The sequence below is a fragment of the Streptomyces sp. NBC_01017 genome, from assembly GCF_045162795.1.
In the GTDB taxonomy this organism is placed as follows: domain Bacteria; phylum Actinomycetota; class Actinomycetes; order Streptomycetales; family Streptomycetaceae; genus Streptomyces; species Streptomyces machairae.
The window spans coordinates 2,870,179-2,885,082 of sequence record NZ_CP108683.1 but is presented as its reverse complement, the minus strand read 5'-3'; the positions used below and the strand labels follow the sequence as shown (position 1 = coordinate 2,885,082).

Sequence of the window (14,904 nt, the reverse complement as noted above, 5' to 3'; positions counted from 1 at the left end):
GGCGACTGCGGCGCCGCGGGGCCTTCCTGCCCAATCCCGCCGCGGGGGTGCGCATCAGTGATCACTGCACTGTCGGCACGGCCCGACGGGCCCTCAAATGTGAAGCTCGGGAGGGAAGCCCGTCCAGCGCAGCTCGGCAGGTAGGTGCCGCATGTCGTTGAGGGTGAGGACTGAGGCGGGTCGACCCGGTGCGTAGCGGATGACTGTGAGGGCCGCGTTGGAGTGGTTGAGGCCGAGCCAGCGCCACTTCGGTGCATGCATGGCGTCGCGGACGAGCCAGGCGACGAGGAAGTTGTGGGTGACGACCAGTTCGTGCCGGTCCTTGTCGCCATGCACCGGCCCGGTGTACGTATCCAGCGCCTGGCGGGCCAGCGCAGGTCCGTTTTCCCGCTCCTCATCGGTGGCATCGGCGAGGAAGCGGAGGTAGAAGTCCGCTGATTCGGCCGGAAGCTCGTCCTTCTTCGGCATGTAAGGCACGTAGTCACCGGCGACGTCCGAGACATGCAGAGGGACGTTCCTCAGGTGGTCGCCGATCAGACGTGCGGTCTGCTCCGCCCTCGGCAGTGGGCCGTGGTGAACACCGGAAAAGGGGACGTCACGGAGGCGTTGGCCGAGCCGTGTGGCTTGCTGCCGACCGGCCTCCGTCAGTCCGCTCTCGTCAGGCGATGCTTCGCCGTGCCGGACGAGGTAAAGGTACCGGGTGGCCGTGGCAGTCATCTCACATTCCCTGTCCGCCGGCGATCTTGTGCATCAACGGACGCAGTCCTGCCGTGGGCCGGTTCCCGGAAACGGGGGTGGGTCACGCCGTGGCGGCGCCCGTCGCCGGGGGTGTCGGGGACAGGTGGCCGGCCAGCCAGGTGGGCACGCCGCCCAGGAGCCGGAAGAGACGTCGCGCCTCCTCGCGCAGCCGCGTGGCCTCCGGCTCGGTCTCCGTGTCGGCCAGGGACGCCAGCGCGGGAGCCGTACCCACCAGATAGCCCAGCTCCTCGCGGATACGTAGGGATTCGGCGAACCCGTGCCGTGCCTCCGCCAACTCCCCCTCGCGCAGCGCGAGTCCGGCGAGGTGGCGCCAGGTGAAGGAGAGGAGGAGCGGGTCGGCGTGGGCCGTCGCGCCCGCATGCGCCCGACGGTAGGCGGCCCGTGCCGCCTGCGGCGAGCGTGCGAGGTTCTCCGCCAGGAGGCCGCGGCGGAAGTCCAGCAACGCCCTCCCCGCCACCCCCGGAGGGATCAGCGCCGCCGCCCGCCCCAACGCGGCCCGCGCCTCGTCGGCCCGGTCGCGCACTGAGTGCAGCGTCGCCGCGTAGGCAAGTTGCCCGCGTTCACAAGCGGCAGCGCCCCGCTCGTCGTCACTGTGAGCGAGCGCCTCGGCCGTACGGAGTGCGTCCTCGGCCTCCTCCCAGCCCTGCTCGGTGTAGAGACATCGCTCCACCAGCAGCGCCGCCCGCTGGAGCGAGGCCTGCGCGGTCACCGGCTGTAGCAGCGCCGCCGCATCCGCCCAGCAGGCGCGTGAGCGCAGCCGCCATACCGCGGTCTGGAGTGGATCGTCACCGGCGGTCGTTCCGTTACCAGACATGGCGGTATACGCCACCTCGCCCTCCCCGAGCACACCATTGAGCTGTTGAGTGGTGGCGGCATCTCAGCACGAATCCGCGCGCCCGGCCAAGAGGGTGGGTGAAGGATTTCACAAAGTCGTGGGACAGCGGCGGCACTTGGTGTCATCCGGCGGAGGGCCGGAATGGGCTCAACTCATCCGCAATGCCAAGAAGAAATCCAGCTTGTCCTCCAGGCGGGAGAGGTCCCGACTCGTCAACTGCTCGATCCTGCCCACTCGGTAGCGCAGTGTGTTGACGTGCAGGTGGAGACGGGTCGCGCAGCGGGTCCAGGAGCCGTCGCAGTCGAGGAAGGCTTCGAGGGTGGGGATCAGTTCCGCGCGGTGGCGGCGGTCGTAGTCGCGGAGGGGGTCGAGGAGGCGGGCGGTGAAGGCCCGGCGTACGTCGTCCGGGACGAACGGGAGCAGGAGGACGTGGGACGCCAGCTCCTGGTGGCCGGCCGCGCAGACCCTCCCGGGGCGCGCCGCCGCCACCCTGCGGGCGTGGCGGGCCTCCTCCAGGGCGCCGCGCAGGCCCTCCGCCGAGTGCACCGCCGCGCTGACGCCGAGGGTGACCCGGCCGTCGTCGTCCAGGCCGGCGGAGAGCGGGTCGCGGACCGAGTCCAGGAGTGCGTCGGCGAGGATGCCCGCCTCCGAGCCGTCGTGCTCCGCGGAGACCGCCGGGAGCGGGACCAGGGCGATGGCCTCGTCGCCCGTATGGGCCACGGCGATGCGGTCGGACGGCTCGGGGCCGGTGGCCAGCGGGTCGACCAGGATCTCCTCCAGGAGGGACTGGGCGGTCGGGCCGGCCTCGATGTCGCTGCCCTCCCATTCGACGCGGGCCACCACGACCTGCCAGTGCGGGGCCGCCCCGAGGCCCGGCAGCAGCACCGGTGCCGCGACCCGCAGGCGCGCGGCGATCTCGGCGGGCGCCGCGCCCGTCTGGACCAGTTCGAGGACCTCCTGCGCGAGGCGGCGGCGGACGGTGCGTGCCGCGTCCCTGCGGTCCCGTTCCACGGCGATCAGCTGGGTGACGCCCTGGAGCAGGTCGAGCCGCTCCTCGGGCCAGTCGCTCGCGTCCGCCTCCACGGCCAGCAGCCAGTCCGACAGCACCGTCTCGCGCACGTCCCGCGCGGCCTGCGTCGCGGAGCGGCCGCTGCTGCGGATCGGGAAGAGGGAGTACAGCGTGGTGCCGAGGGTCAGCCGGTGGGGGCCGCGGCGGCCCGTGCGGGCGGCCGAGAGTTGCTCCGCCGCCAGCTTCGCGCACACGTCGGCGGGGAGCGCCGGACCCGCGGCCTTCGAGCCCGCGATGAGCCGGCCCGCCGGTGACAGCACCCAGGCCCGCAGGTCCAGGTCCGAGCCGAGGAGGTCGAGGACCACGTCCGGGCCGCCGCCCGCCGGGCCCGAGGTCATCATCCGGCGGTGCCGGTCGACCACGGCCGCGAGGTCCCCGGCCCGCTCGCCGCTGACCTGCCGTACGACATGCTCGGTGATCGTCGCGAACGCCACCGACTCGTGCACCGCGAAGAGCGGCAGGCGGTGGCGGGCGCAGGCCAGCACCAGATCGTCGGGGATGTCGCCGAGCTCGGCCTCACCGGCCCCCAGCGCCGCCACGCCGGCCTGGGCCAGGAGGCGGACGAAAGGCTCGGAGTCCCCGGCGTTGCGGCGCCACGCCAGCCCTGTGAGCACCAGCTCACCGCCGGAGAGATAGCGGCTGGGGTCCCTGAGGTCGGTGGTCATCACACCGCGCACGGTGCGGTCCAGCTCGTCCTCGCCGCCGAGCAGCTTGAGGCCCAGCGCGTCGGTGTCCAGCAGTGCGCGCAGCCGCATTCTCGTCGCCGCCGTTCTTTGTCTCGAAATCTATGATGGATCTTGATCAGTCTGTGAGGAGGCCCGGTCGGCGGGCCGATGAGCGGCGCCGGGGGCGGTGCTCGTCGTCTTTCGGACGGTGTCCCAGGTCACAGGGCTGTGTCCGGTGTTTCCAGAGGGCTGCTTCGGATGTTTCCAGAGGAAAACGTGGAGGTTACTGGTGACCCCCGTTCATACGAATCTACAAGATGCCCGCCCTGGCCAGCCAACTCCTTCATGGTTTCCGTGACTGACCCAGGCCGAGCACAGCGCTGTGTACTGACGTCAATGCGCGTTAACAGCACATGAACGAGCCGGGCCCGCCGCACCTGATCTGGCTCAAACCGTACGACCCACGAGACGATGAAGAGAGCCGGTCATGGACTTCCTTCGCCCCGCCAGCTGGGAGGAGGCGCTCGCCGCGAAGGCCGAGCACCCCACCGCTGTGCCGATTGCGGGTGGCACCGATGTGATGGTCGAGATCAACTTCGACCACCGCCGGCCCGAGTACCTCCTCGACCTGAACCGCATCGGCGACCTCACCGAGTGGGAGGTCGGCGAGGACAGCGTGCGGCTCGGCGCCTCCGTCCCGTACTCCGGCATCATGGAGAGCCTGCGCGCCGAGCTGCCCGGCCTCGCCCTCGCCTCGCACACGGTCGCCTCCCCGCAGATCCGCAACCGCGGCGGCGTCGGCGGCAACCTCGGTACCGCCTCCCCGGCCGGCGACGCCCACCCCGCCCTCCTCGCGGCAGGCGCCGAGGTCGAGGTCGAGTCGGCCGAGCGCGGCACCCGCCTGATCCCGATCGACGAGTTCTACACGGGCGTGAAGCGCAACGCGCTGGCCGCCGACGAGCTGATTCGGGCCGTGCACATCAAGAAGGCCGACGGGCCCCAGCAGTACTCCAAGGTGGGTACCCGTAACGCCATGGTCATCGCCGTGTGCGCCTTCGGGATCGCGCTGCACCCCGAGACACGGACCGTGCGTACCGGGATCGGCTCGGCCGCCCCGACACCCGTACGGGCCAAGGCCGCCGAGGAGTTCCTGAACGCGGCACTCGAAGAGGGCGGCTTCTGGGACAACGGCAAGATCATCACCCCGTCGGTCGCCAAGCAGTTCGCGGAGCTGTGCTCCGGTGCCTGCAATCCGATCGACGACGTCCGAGGCACCGCGAGCTACCGCCGCCACGCGGTCGGAGTCATGGCCCGTCGCACGCTGACCTGGACCTGGGAGTCGTACCGCGGCACCGCCGCCCGCACGGAGGGAGTCGCCTGATGCGCGTCAACTTCACTGTCAATGGACGTCCGCAGGAAGCCGACGACGTGTGGGAGGGCGAGTCCCTGCTGTACGTGCTGCGCGAGCGGCTCGGTCTGCCGGGTTCCAAGAACGCCTGTGAGCAGGGCGAGTGCGGATCCTGCACCGTCCGGCTGGACGGTGTGCCGGTGTGTTCGTGTCTGGTCGCCGCCGGTCAGGTCGAGGGCCGTGAGGTCGTGACCGTCGAGGGTCTCGCGGACTACGCCAAGCAGCGTGCCGAGCACGGTGGTTGCGCGACCGGTGCCTGCGGTACGTCGCTCCAGGACGCCCAGCAGTGGGCGGCCAAGGGGCAGGACTCGCAGACCGGTGAGGGCACCGAGCTCTCCCCGATCCAGCAGGCGTTCATCGACGCCGGCGCCGTCCAGTGCGGCTTCTGCACGCCGGGCCTGCTGGTCGCCGCCGACGAGATGCTGGAGAGCAACCCGAACCCCAGCGACGCGGACATCCGCGAGGCGCTGTCGGGCAACCTGTGCCGGTGCACGGGCTACGAGAAGATCATGGACGCGGTCCGCCTCGCGGCCGCCCGGCAGGGAGAGGCGGTCTGAGCACATGCCCACAAACGGCGCTCCCACCAAGATCACCCAGGGTTCGCAGACCAAGGGCGGCATCGGTGAGTCGACGCTGCGCCCCGACGGCACCCTCAAGGTCACGGGCGAGTTCGCGTACTCGTCCGACATGTGGCACGAGGACATGCTCTGGGGGCAGATCCTCCGCTCGACCGTCGCGCACGCCGAGATCGTGTCCATCGACACCAGCGAGGCGCTGGCCATGGCGGGCGTCTACGCCGTCATGACCTACGACGACCTGCCGACCGAGGTGAAGAACTACGGCCTGGAGATCCAGGACACCCCGGTCCTCGCGCACGGCAAGGTACGCCACCACGGCGAGCCGGTCGCGATCGTCGCCGCCGACCACCCGGAGACGGCCCGCCGCGCCGCCGCCAAGATCAAGGTCGACTACCGCGAGCTGCCCGTCATCACCGACGAGGCCTCCGCGACCGCCCCGGACGCGATCCTCATCCACGAGGGCCGCGACGACCACCACATCGGTCACGTCCCGCACCCGAACATCGTGCACCGCCAGCCGATCTTCCGCGGTGACGCGGCGGCGGCCGCCGAGCAGGCGGACGTCGTCGTCCAGGGCGAGTACACCTTCGGCATGCAGGACCAGGCCTTCCTCGGCCCGGAGTCCGGCCTCGCCGTGCCGGACGAGGACGGTGGCGTCCACCTCTACATCGCCACCCAGTGGCTGCACAGCGACCTGAAGCAGATCGCCCCGGTCCTCGGCCTGCCCGAGCGCAAGGTCCGGATGACGCTGTCCGGCGTCGGCGGCGCCTTCGGTGGCCGCGAGGACCTGTCGATGCAGATCCACGCGTGCCTGCTGGCCATGCGCACCGGCAAGCCGGTCAAGATCGTCTACAACCGCTTCGAGTCCTTCTTCGGGCACGTCCACCGCCACCCCGCCAAGCTCTACTACGAGCACGGCGCCACCAAGGACGGCAAGCTCACCCACGTCAAGTGCCGGATCGTGCTGGACGGCGGCGCGTACGCCTCCGCCTCGCCGGCGGTCGTCGGCAACGCCTCGTCGCTGGCGATCGGCCCGTACGTGGTCGAGGACGTCGACATCGAGGCCATCGCCCTCTACACCAACAACCCGCCCTGCGGCGCCATGCGCGGCTTCGGCGCGGTCCAGGCGTGCTTCGCTTACGAGGCGCAGATGGACAAGGTGGCCAAGCAGCTGGGCATGGACCCGATCAAGTTCCGGCAGCTCAACGCCATGGAGCAGGGGACCATCATGCCGACCGGGCAGCCGGTCGACTCCCCGGCACCGGTCGCCGAACTCCTGCGCCGCGTCAAGGCGATGCCCATGCCGCCGGAGCGCCAGTGGGAATCCAGCGAGGGCGCGGACGTACGGCAGCTGCCCGGCGGTCTGTCCAACACCACGCACGGTGAAGGCGTCGTACGCGGTGTCGGCTACGCGGTCGGCATCAAGAACGTCGGCTTCTCCGAGGGCTTCGACGACTACTCCACCGCCAAGGTGCGCATGGAGGTCGTCGGCGGCGAGCCGGTGGCCACCGTGCACACGGCCATGGCGGAGGTCGGTCAGGGCGGTGTCACCGTCCACGCGCAGATCGCCCGCACCGAGCTGGGCGTCACCCAGGTGACGATCCGCCCGGCGGACACGCAGGTGGGCTCGGCGGGTTCGACCTCGGCCTCCCGGCAGACGTACGTCACCGGCGGCGCCGTCAAGAACTCCTGCGAGCTGGTCCGGGAGAAGGTCCTGGAGATCGGGCGCCGCAAGTTCGGCTCCTACCACCCCGCCTGGGCCACCGCCGAGCTGCTGCTCGAGGGCGGCAAGGTCGTCACCGACGGCGGCGAGGTCCTCGGCGATCTGGTGGACGTCCTGGAGGGCGAGGCCGTCGAGGTCGAGGCCGAGTGGCGGCACCGTCCGACCGAGGCCTTCGACCTGCGCACCGGCCAGGGCAACGGCCACGTCCAGTACTCCTTCGCCGCGCACCGCGCGGTCGTCGAGGTGGACACCGAGCTCGGCCTGGTGAAGGTCATCGAGCTGGCCTGTGCCCAGGACGTCGGCAAGGCGCTCAACCCGCTGTCCGTCATCGGCCAGATCCAGGGCGGTACGACCCAGGGTCTCGGCGTGGCGGTCATGGAGGAGATCATCGTCGACCCCAAGACGGCGAAGGTCAGGAACCCCTCCTTCACGGACTACCTGATCCCCACGATCCTCGACACGCCGACCATCCCGGTCGACGTGCTCGAACTCGCCGACGACCACGCCCCGTACGGGCTGCGGGGCATCGGCGAGGCCCCCACCCTGTCGTCCACCCCGGCCGTCCTCGCGGCGATCCGGAACGCGACCGGGCTGGAGCTGAACCGCACGCCGGTACGGCCGGAACACCTCACCGGTACGGGCCCGGCGTAAGGACATCAGCGAGGAATCCGCAAGGAGTCCAGCAAGGCTCTCCGGGCGGCGCCGGGAACGTCACACTTCGCCGCGTCGCCCGGAGGAACCAAGTACCGCACCGCTCGCGGAACTTGACACACCAGCAGTACCAGCACCACAGCAGGTACCAGCACCACAGCTAGATCCAGTTCGTTCGTCTCGGGCCGTCCCCCGGGTCGTGCGGCCGAAGCACCTTCCCAAATCCCGCAGCCACATGCGTGGTTGGTCGACCGTCAGGGCGGTCGAGGCGGGTGCCCCTTTGAACCTTGGGAGTAGGCCCACATGACCCAGCAGTCACTGGAGCCGGCGACCACAGCCGACGACGCGGGAGAAGGCACCCGCGTCCCGGCCGGACGGTCCTGGCTCGACCGGTACTTCCACATATCCCACAGAGGATCCACGGTCGCGCGCGAGGTGCGCGGCGGCGTCACGACCTTCATGGCGATGGCGTACATCCTCCTGCTCAACCCGCTGATCCTGTCCGGCAAGGACGCGGCGGGAGACATGCTCGCCCAGAAGGCGCTGATCACCGCGACCGCGTTCGCGGCGGCCTTCACCACGCTGCTGATGGGCTTCTTCGGTAAGGTGCCGCTCGCCCTCGCCGCCGGCCTGTCCGTCTCCGGTGTCCTCGCCTCGCAGGTCGCCCCGCAGATGTCCTGGCCGCAGGCCATGGGCATGTGCGTGATGTACGGCGTGGTCATCATGCTGCTGGTCGTCACCGGCCTGCGCGAGATGATCATGAACGCCATCCCGCTCGCGCTCAAGCACGCCATCACCATGGGCATCGGACTGTTCGTCGCCCTGATCGGCCTGGTGAAGGCCGGCTTCGTGCACCAGGGCAAGGCGACACCGCTCAGCCTCGGCCCGACCGGCGAACTGGCCGGCTGGCCGGTCCTGCTCTTCGCGGTCACCCTGCTCGCGATCTTCATGCTCCAGGCGCGCGGCATCCCCGGCGCGATCCTGATCGGCATCGTCGGCGGCACCGTGGTCGCCGTCGTCCTCAACGCGGTCGGCGCCATCGACCCCAAGCAGTGGACCAGCGGCGCTCCCGAACTGCACGGCAGCGCGGTGTCCATGCCGGACTTCTCGATCTTCGGCAACGTCGAGTTCGGCGGCTGGGGCGAGGTCGGCGCGATGACGGTCGGCATGATCGTGTTCACTCTCGTGCTCGCCGGGTTCTTCGACGCGATGGCGACGATCATCGGCGTCGGCACCGAGGCCAAGCTCGCCGACGACAAGGGCCGGATGCCGGGCCTGTCGAAGGCGCTGTTCATCGACGGTGCCGGCGGCGCGATCGGCGGTGTGTCCGGCGCGTCCGGCCAGACGGTGTTCGTCGAGTCGGCGACCGGCGTCGGCGAGGGAGCCCGTACGGGTCTCTCCTCGGTCGTCACCGGCCTGTTCTTCGCGGCCTGCCTGTTCTTCACCCCGCTCACGGCGATCGTGCCGGGCGAGGTCGCGGCGGCGGCCCTGGTGGTCATCGGCGCCATGATGATGATGAACGCACGGCACGTGGACTGGGCCGACCGGGCCACCGCGATCCCGGTGTTCCTCACCGTCGTGATCATGCCGTTCACGTACTCGATCACGGCCGGTGTCGCGGCCGGTGTCATCTCGTACGTCGCCATCAAGATCGCTCAGGGCAAGGCGCGGGAGATCGGGGCGTTCATGTGGGCCCTGACAGGGATCTTCATCGTCTATTTCGCCCTCAATCCCATTGAGAGCTGGATGGGCGTGCACTAGCCGGTGCGCCGGTCAGTGTGAACCGCCCTCCGCACAACCGCTGTTAAGGAGACCGACAGATGCTGGACATCGCCGAAGAGCTGCACCGGTGGGTCGAGCAGGGACGCGACTTCGCCGTGGCCACCGTGGTGGCGGTCGGCGGCAGCGCGCCCCGCCAGCCCGGCGCCGCGCTCGCCGTGGACGCCGACGGCACGGCGATCGGCTCGGTCTCCGGCGGTTGTGTGGAGGGCGCGGTGTACGAGCTGTGCCGGCAGGCACTCGAGGACGGCGAGACGGTTCTGGAGCGCTTCGGCTACAGCGACGAGGATGCCTTCGCGGTCGGCCTGACCTGCGGCGGCATCATCGACATCCTGGTCACGCCGGTACGCGCCGGGGACCCGGCCCGCCCCGTGCTCGCGTCCGCGCTGCGGGCGGCCGCGAGCGGTCAGGCGGCGGCGGTGGCACGGATCGTGTCGGGGCCGGACGACCTGAGGGGCCGCGCGCTTCTCGTCGGCCCCGACGGCTCGTACGACGGCGGCTTCGGCGCCCACCCCGAGCTGGACCGTACGGTCGCAGCGGAGGCGGGCGCCTTCCTCGACGCGGGCCGCACCGGCACCCTGGAGATCGGCGAGCAGGGCTCGCGCTGCGGCGCCCCGCTCACCGTGCTGGTCGAATCCTCGGTCCCGGCGCCCCGGATGATCGTCTTCGGTGCCATCGACTTCGCGTCGGCGCTCGTGCGCATCGGAAAGTTCCTGAACTACCACGTGACCGTGTGCGACGCCCGCCCGGTCTTCGCGACGAAGGCCCGTTTCCCGGATGCCGACGAGATCGTCGTCGAGTGGCCGCACAAGTACCTGGAGCGGACGTCGGTCGACGCCCGGACGGTCCTGTGCGTCCTCACCCACGACGCCAAGTTCGACGTACCCCTGCTCCGGCTCGCCCTGCGCCTGCCGGTCGCGTACGTCGGCGCCATGGGCTCCCGCCGCACCCACCTGGACCGCAACGAGCGGCTCAGGGAGGTCGGCGTGACCGAACTGGAGCTGGCGCGGCTCAGGTCCCCCATCGGACTGGACCTCGGCGCCCGTACGCCGGAGGAGACGGCCCTGTCGATCGCCTCGGAGATCGTCGCCAACCGGCGGGGCGGCAGCGGGGTCTCGCTGACGGGCGCACACACGCCGATCCATCACGACGCGACATCGTCGCCGACGGGGCGGATCGGTTCGGTGGCGTGACGGCCACCGGTGCCCGGCCTGCGAGCCACCGCGTCACTCGGCCACCCGCGGACCGCGTGGCCTATCGAGCCGGGCGCCTGCCGCTTCGCCGGATCTTCATCCCCACGTAGAGGATGGCGAAGACCGCCACGAGCACCCCGATGATCAGCAGGTAGAGCAAACCTTCGGCGAGTACTCCGATGAAGCCGAGTACCACCGCCACAAGAAGCAGGAACAAGAACAGAGCCATGGCCGCCTCCCCGGATCGTCGTGGCCCGTCAGCGGCGCGCCAGCCGGCGCTCGCCGTCCGCGCCCGGCCGGTACTCCAGCTCGTAGTGCGCAAAGACCGCTTCTTCGTCCCCGGCCGGCAGGACCCCGTCGATGTCGATGGACGGCGCATCCTTGACCTGGTTTTTTGCGTACGCGACCTTCAGGTATCCGGGGCCGACCGTCGCTCCGCCGAGAGGAACGAACACCAGGCGGTGCCGAGTCGGCATGCCGACCGTGACGGTCGCGAAGGACGGCGCGTCGGTAGCGGTGTCCACATAGATCGACTCCAGTTTGCCGATCTTGCGTGCGCCGTCGTCGACCACATCGTGACCGCGCCACTCTCGGATGTCACCGGGCTCGAACATCGCGATCCTCCGCTCGTCGTTCCTTTTGGCCGCGTACCCCCTTTCGCCGTCTCTGCACGATGCGCGCGATGCGTTCGGCAGGGCGGCGCCGGAGGCCGCAGTGCGTGATGCGGTCGGCCGGGGGCATACGCGAGAAACGGCACCATCGGTCGATTCCCCTTCGCCAAGGAGGCACATCGTGCTGGGCATCATCGCGGCGGTCCTGTTCTTCATCGCCTTTCTCATCAACGCGGCGGACATATCCACCAACGACGTCTTCACGTCGACCAACGTGATGCTGCTCGGGCTCACGTGTCTCGCCCTGCATGTCGCGGGGATCGGCAGCGGCTGGGCGGCGCGGGGCCGCCGCCGCTGAGCGGAACCTCTCCGGCCCATTTACATCGATGTACATGTGGCTCTAACCTGACGCGGAATTTCACCTTCTAGGCCCTTCCAGGAAGGAAGAACGGTGCTGCTTCCGCGCATCCCGCATGCCCTCAGACGCCGTCGTGGCCCCTCCGTACGCCGCCCGGCCCGAGCGCTCCTGGTCGTCCTGACCGGCGCGCTCGGCCTGGCACTGGCCGCGCCCACCGCCGCCACCGCTTCCCCGCCGCCCGCCTCGCACGCGGCGACGGACATCTCCCCCTTGGCGACGGGCACTCCGTTGAGGGACGGAACCGGCCTGTACCCGCGCGCCATCCGGCTGGCCAACAGCGGTGCGGCCAACGGTCGCGTCCTCGCCGGTGTCGTGACCTTCGACGGCAACAACGGCATCGGCGCCATCCACGAGAGCACGGACTCCGGGGCGACCTTCCGTCAGGTCGGCGCAGTTGCCGACCCGGAGTCCGCGGCGGGCCAAGGCCTGTGCTGTTCCACCCTGTTCGAGCTGCCCCGGCAGGTCGGCGCGATGCCGGCCGGCACGCTGCTCTGGGCCGCCTCCGCGGGCCAGGACGAGTCGAACCGCCGTATGGCATTGCGGATCTGGCGCAGCAACGACATCGGGCGTACCTGGTCCTACCTGTCGTCCTGCGCCGTCGCCGAGGGAACGGGCGGCCTGTGGGAACCCGAGTTCTCTGTGGCGGCCGACGGCGCACTGGTCTGCCACTACGCGGACGAGACGGACGCGGCGCACAGCCAGAAGCTCGGCGCCGTACGCAGCTACGACGGGGTGAACTGGCAAGGCCGCCACAACACCGTGGCGAGCAGCTGGTCACCTGACCGGCCGGGCATGCCGGTGGTGCGGAAGCTGCCCAACGGCACGTACTTCATGAGCTACGAGATCTGCAACCCGGGCGGTCAGTACCAGTGCGTCGTGCACTACCGGACGTCCGCCGACGGCTGGAACTGGGGAGACCCGGCCCACCTCGGCATCCGCCCCGAGACAGCCGACGGCAGGTACTTCCGCGCCGCGCCGACCATCGCCTGGGCACCCACGCCGGGCGGCGGTTCCAACGGGCGCATCCTGCTGATCGGGCAGCGCCTGCTCAACCGGGACGGCACCCCTGCCGCAGGCAGCGGGCGCACGATCCTCACCAACACGCGGAACGGCAGCGGAGCGTGGGCCACGATGCCCTCTGCCGTGACCGTGCCGAATCCCGAAGTGAACTACTGCCAGAACTACAGTTCCCCGCTGCTGCCCTCGGCCGACGGCAGCCGGGTGCTGCAGATCGCGACCGACTTCGAAGGCACGGTCTGCCGAGCGTATTTCGCGAGCGGGGACATCACCTGAGGGTGCGTGCACCGAAGTTGCGGACGTGGCGGCTCCCCGTGGTACGGCGGGGAGCCGCCACTCTCCTCTCCTGCTCTCGCGATCAGGCCTGATCGTCGCCCTGCTGCTCGATGGCGGCCGGGCGCAGCTGCGCGGCACGGATGCGGTCGACGTCCAGCTTGAGACTGCGGTCGAAGCGGTAGACGCCGTTCTGTTCCTGGAAGACGTCGGTCAGCTGGGTGTAGCAGTAGCCGAACATGTCACGGTCGTTCAGCAGTACCCCGGTCAGGCCGCTGAAGCGGGCGTGGAACTCCTCCTCGTCGCGGACGCGTTCGCCGTAGCCCCAGGACTCGCTGCGGTCCTCGCCGGACTGGGCGGCGGCTGCTTCGGGGTCCCACCAGATGCCGCCGAACTCGCTGACGAAGTAGGGCTGACCTCCGTAGGGAAGGGAGTAAGGTGCGCCGCTCTCATGGGAGTTGACGAAGGGGTCGTCCTTGGCGAGCCCCGACATCAGCTGCCGGAAGGCCTCCGGGTCCTGCTCGTAGTGGTGCGAGTCGTAGATGTCGGTCTCGGCGACACGGTGGGCGTAGCCGGAAGCGTCGACCACCGGGCGGGTGGCGTCCATCGCCTTCGTGGCCAGGAACATCGCGCGGGTGACGTCGTCGAGCGGGGTGATGCGGTCGTGGAGCTTCTGGTACGTCTCGTTGAGCGGGCACCAGCCGATGATCGAGGGGTGGGAGTAGTCGCGTTCCAGGGCCTCCAGCCACTGGGCGACGTACGAGGCGTCGGGCCGCTGGTTGTCGCCCGAGGAGCCGCCGACCTCGCAGCCCCAGTCGCCGAACTCGCCCCAGACCAGGTAGCCGAGGCGGTCGGCGTGGTGGAGGAAGCGCTCCTCGAACACCTTCTGGTGCAGCCGGGCCCCGTTGAACCCGGCCGCCATGGCCAGCTCGATGTCCCGGACCAGCGCCTCGTCGGTCGGAGCGGTCATCAGCCCGTCCGGGTACCAGCCCTGGTCGAGGACGAGGCGCTGGAAGACCGGACGGCCGTTGAGCAGGACGGCCTTGCCGCTGAGTCCGACGGCTCGAAGTCCGGCGTAGCTCTCGGCGGTGTCGACCACCTCGCCCGTGGCGTCGAGCAGTTCGAGCCGCAGGTCGTACAGATGCGGGTCGGCCGGGCCCCACTCACGGCGCCGGTGGCCGGGCACGGGCAGGTGCAGGCGCGGGGCCAGGTCCAGGTCGGCGCGGGCCTCGGCCCGGCTCACCTCGCCCTGGGCGTCGCTGAGGACGGCCCGTACCCGGTGGCCGGGGCGGTTGCCGGACAGCGGGAGTTCGAGGTGGAAGGCGGAGCCGGCGAGGTCGGGCGTGATGCGGGGGCGCCGCAGGTGCAGATCGGGGACGGGCTCCAGCCAGACGGTCTGCCAGATGCCGGTCACGCGGGTGTAGTTGCAGTCGTGGTTGGCGTACTGGACCGCCTGCTTGCCGCGCGCCTGCGGTCCGGACTTGGGGTCGCGGGCCCGGACGGTGATGACGACCTCCTCACCGCTGCCCGCGATGTCGCCGAGGTCGGCGGTGAAGGGGGTGAAGCCGCCGCGGTGCCGGGCGACTTCCTTGCCGTCGGCCCACACGGTGGTGTCGTGGTCGACGGCTCCGAAGTGCAGCAGCACGCGGCGTCCGGCCCATGCGGCGGGCAGGGTGAGGGCGCGTCGGTACCAGACGGCCTCCAGGAAGTCGGTGTCGCCGATGCCGGAGAGCTCGGACTCGGGCGGGAAGGGCACAAGGATCTCGTCGCGCAGCTCGCGACCGAGCAGGCCGCGTTCGAGCCCGCTGTCCCCTCGGTCGGTCTCGAACTGCCAGGCGCCGTTCAGGTTGAGCCAGTCGCGCCGCACGAACTGCGGTCGCGGGTACTCCGGGCGCGGTACGGAGTGAGTGGGCACACATGCTCCA

13 protein-coding genes are annotated in these 14,904 nt (G+C 70.4%); 7 read left to right on the top strand and 6 right to left on the bottom strand.

The window, feature by feature from the left end; genetic code table 11:
- Positions 1-93: 93 nt before the first annotated feature.
- The 3 genes from OG331_RS13335 to OG331_RS13325 form a co-directional block, all read right to left on the bottom strand.
- Positions 94-717: a histidine phosphatase family protein gene (locus OG331_RS13335; protein ID WP_406195481.1), complete on the bottom strand. Its 624-nt coding sequence runs from the start codon at positions 715-717 to the stop codon at positions 94-96.
- Positions 718-799: 82 nt separating this feature from the next.
- Entirely contained in the window at positions 800-1,588 is a 789-nt protein-coding gene (locus OG331_RS13330; protein WP_362387282.1) for a hypothetical protein, read from the bottom strand.
- 153 nt (positions 1,589-1,741) lie between these two features.
- The gene (locus OG331_RS13325; RefSeq protein ID WP_406195479.1) at positions 1,742-3,418 is read right to left on the bottom strand and encodes a PucR family transcriptional regulator; all 1,677 of its coding nucleotides are present in this window, start codon (positions 3,416-3,418) and stop codon (positions 1,742-1,744) included.
- Between the two features lie 397 nt (positions 3,419-3,815).
- Between OG331_RS13325 and OG331_RS13320 the strand changes: the two genes are divergently transcribed.
- The 5 genes from OG331_RS13320 to OG331_RS13300 all read left to right on the top strand — a co-directional run bounded on the left by OG331_RS13320 (position 3,816) and on the right by OG331_RS13300 (position 10,660).
- Positions 3,816-4,709: an FAD binding domain-containing protein gene (locus OG331_RS13320; protein WP_406195477.1), complete on the top strand. Its 894-nt coding sequence runs from the start codon at positions 3,816-3,818 to the stop codon at positions 4,707-4,709.
- Positions 4,709-5,293 (top strand): (2Fe-2S)-binding protein, encoded by a 585-nt coding sequence (locus OG331_RS13315; RefSeq protein ID WP_406195475.1) that lies wholly within the window; start codon positions 4,709-4,711, stop codon positions 5,291-5,293. The genes OG331_RS13320 and OG331_RS13315 overlap by 1 nt, the downstream gene beginning before the upstream one ends.
- Before the next feature lie 4 nt (positions 5,294-5,297).
- Positions 5,298-7,688: a xanthine dehydrogenase family protein molybdopterin-binding subunit gene (locus tag OG331_RS13310; RefSeq protein WP_406195472.1), complete on the top strand. Its 2,391-nt coding sequence runs from the start codon at positions 5,298-5,300 to the stop codon at positions 7,686-7,688.
- 303 nt (positions 7,689-7,991) lie between these two features.
- On the top strand, positions 7,992-9,449 hold the full coding sequence (locus OG331_RS13305; RefSeq protein ID WP_406195469.1) for an NCS2 family permease: 1,458 nt from the start codon (positions 7,992-7,994) through the stop codon (positions 9,447-9,449).
- 59 nt (positions 9,450-9,508) lie between these two features.
- Entirely contained in the window at positions 9,509-10,660 is a 1,152-nt protein-coding gene (locus tag OG331_RS13300; protein ID WP_406195466.1) for an XdhC family protein, read from the top strand.
- A gap of 61 nt (positions 10,661-10,721) precedes the next feature.
- Here the strand turns inward: OG331_RS13300 and OG331_RS13295 are convergent, their stop codons facing one another.
- Both OG331_RS13295 and OG331_RS13290 read right to left on the bottom strand, forming a co-directional pair.
- Positions 10,722-10,889, bottom strand: a complete 168-nt coding sequence (locus OG331_RS13295) for a hypothetical protein (RefSeq protein ID WP_406195464.1) — start codon at positions 10,887-10,889, stop codon at positions 10,722-10,724.
- A gap of 28 nt (positions 10,890-10,917) precedes the next feature.
- Positions 10,918-11,274: a PRC-barrel domain-containing protein gene (locus tag OG331_RS13290; protein ID WP_406195461.1), complete on the bottom strand. Its 357-nt coding sequence runs from the start codon at positions 11,272-11,274 to the stop codon at positions 10,918-10,920.
- 178 nt (positions 11,275-11,452) lie between these two features.
- On the opposite strand from OG331_RS13290, the gene OG331_RS13285 reads away from it, so the two are divergent.
- Together OG331_RS13285 and OG331_RS13280 are read left to right on the top strand one after the other, a co-directional pair.
- On the top strand, positions 11,453-11,629 hold the full coding sequence (locus tag OG331_RS13285; RefSeq protein WP_328421727.1) for a hypothetical protein: 177 nt from the start codon (positions 11,453-11,455) through the stop codon (positions 11,627-11,629).
- A gap of 93 nt (positions 11,630-11,722) precedes the next feature.
- A complete protein-coding gene (locus OG331_RS13280) occupies positions 11,723-12,982 on the top strand; it encodes an exo-alpha-sialidase (RefSeq protein WP_406195459.1) in 1,260 nt (419 codons plus the stop codon).
- A gap of 82 nt (positions 12,983-13,064) precedes the next feature.
- Here the strand turns inward: OG331_RS13280 and OG331_RS13275 are convergent, their stop codons facing one another.
- On the bottom strand, positions 13,065-14,894 hold the full coding sequence (locus OG331_RS13275) for a glycoside hydrolase family 2 protein (RefSeq protein ID WP_406195457.1): 1,830 nt from the start codon (positions 14,892-14,894) through the stop codon (positions 13,065-13,067).
- Positions 14,895-14,904: the final 10 nt, after the last annotated feature.

What these genes read in the sequence shown, in the direction of transcription:
- OG331_RS13300 (WP_406195466.1), top strand. Translation starts at nt 9,509, where the DNA reads ATGCTGGACATCGCCGAAGAGCTGCACCGGTGGGTCGAGCAGGGACGC.
- OG331_RS13295 (WP_406195464.1), bottom strand. Translation starts at nt 10,889, where the DNA reads ATGGCTCTGTTCTTGTTCCTGCTTCTTGTGGCGGTGGTACTCGGCTTC.
- OG331_RS13310 (WP_406195472.1), top strand. Translation starts at nt 5,298, where the DNA reads ATGCCCACAAACGGCGCTCCCACCAAGATCACCCAGGGTTCGCAGACC.
- OG331_RS13315 (WP_406195475.1), top strand. Translation starts at nt 4,709, where the DNA reads ATGCGCGTCAACTTCACTGTCAATGGACGTCCGCAGGAAGCCGACGAC.
- OG331_RS13290 (WP_406195461.1), bottom strand. Translation starts at nt 11,274, where the DNA reads ATGTTCGAGCCCGGTGACATCCGAGAGTGGCGCGGTCACGATGTGGTC.
- OG331_RS13325 (WP_406195479.1), bottom strand. Translation starts at nt 3,418, where the DNA reads ATGCGGCTGCGCGCACTGCTGGACACCGACGCGCTGGGCCTCAAGCTG.
- OG331_RS13320 (WP_406195477.1), top strand. Translation starts at nt 3,816, where the DNA reads ATGGACTTCCTTCGCCCCGCCAGCTGGGAGGAGGCGCTCGCCGCGAAG.
- OG331_RS13305 (WP_406195469.1), top strand. Translation starts at nt 7,992, where the DNA reads ATGACCCAGCAGTCACTGGAGCCGGCGACCACAGCCGACGACGCGGGA.
- OG331_RS13335 (WP_406195481.1), bottom strand. Translation starts at nt 717, where the DNA reads ATGACTGCCACGGCCACCCGGTACCTTTACCTCGTCCGGCACGGCGAA.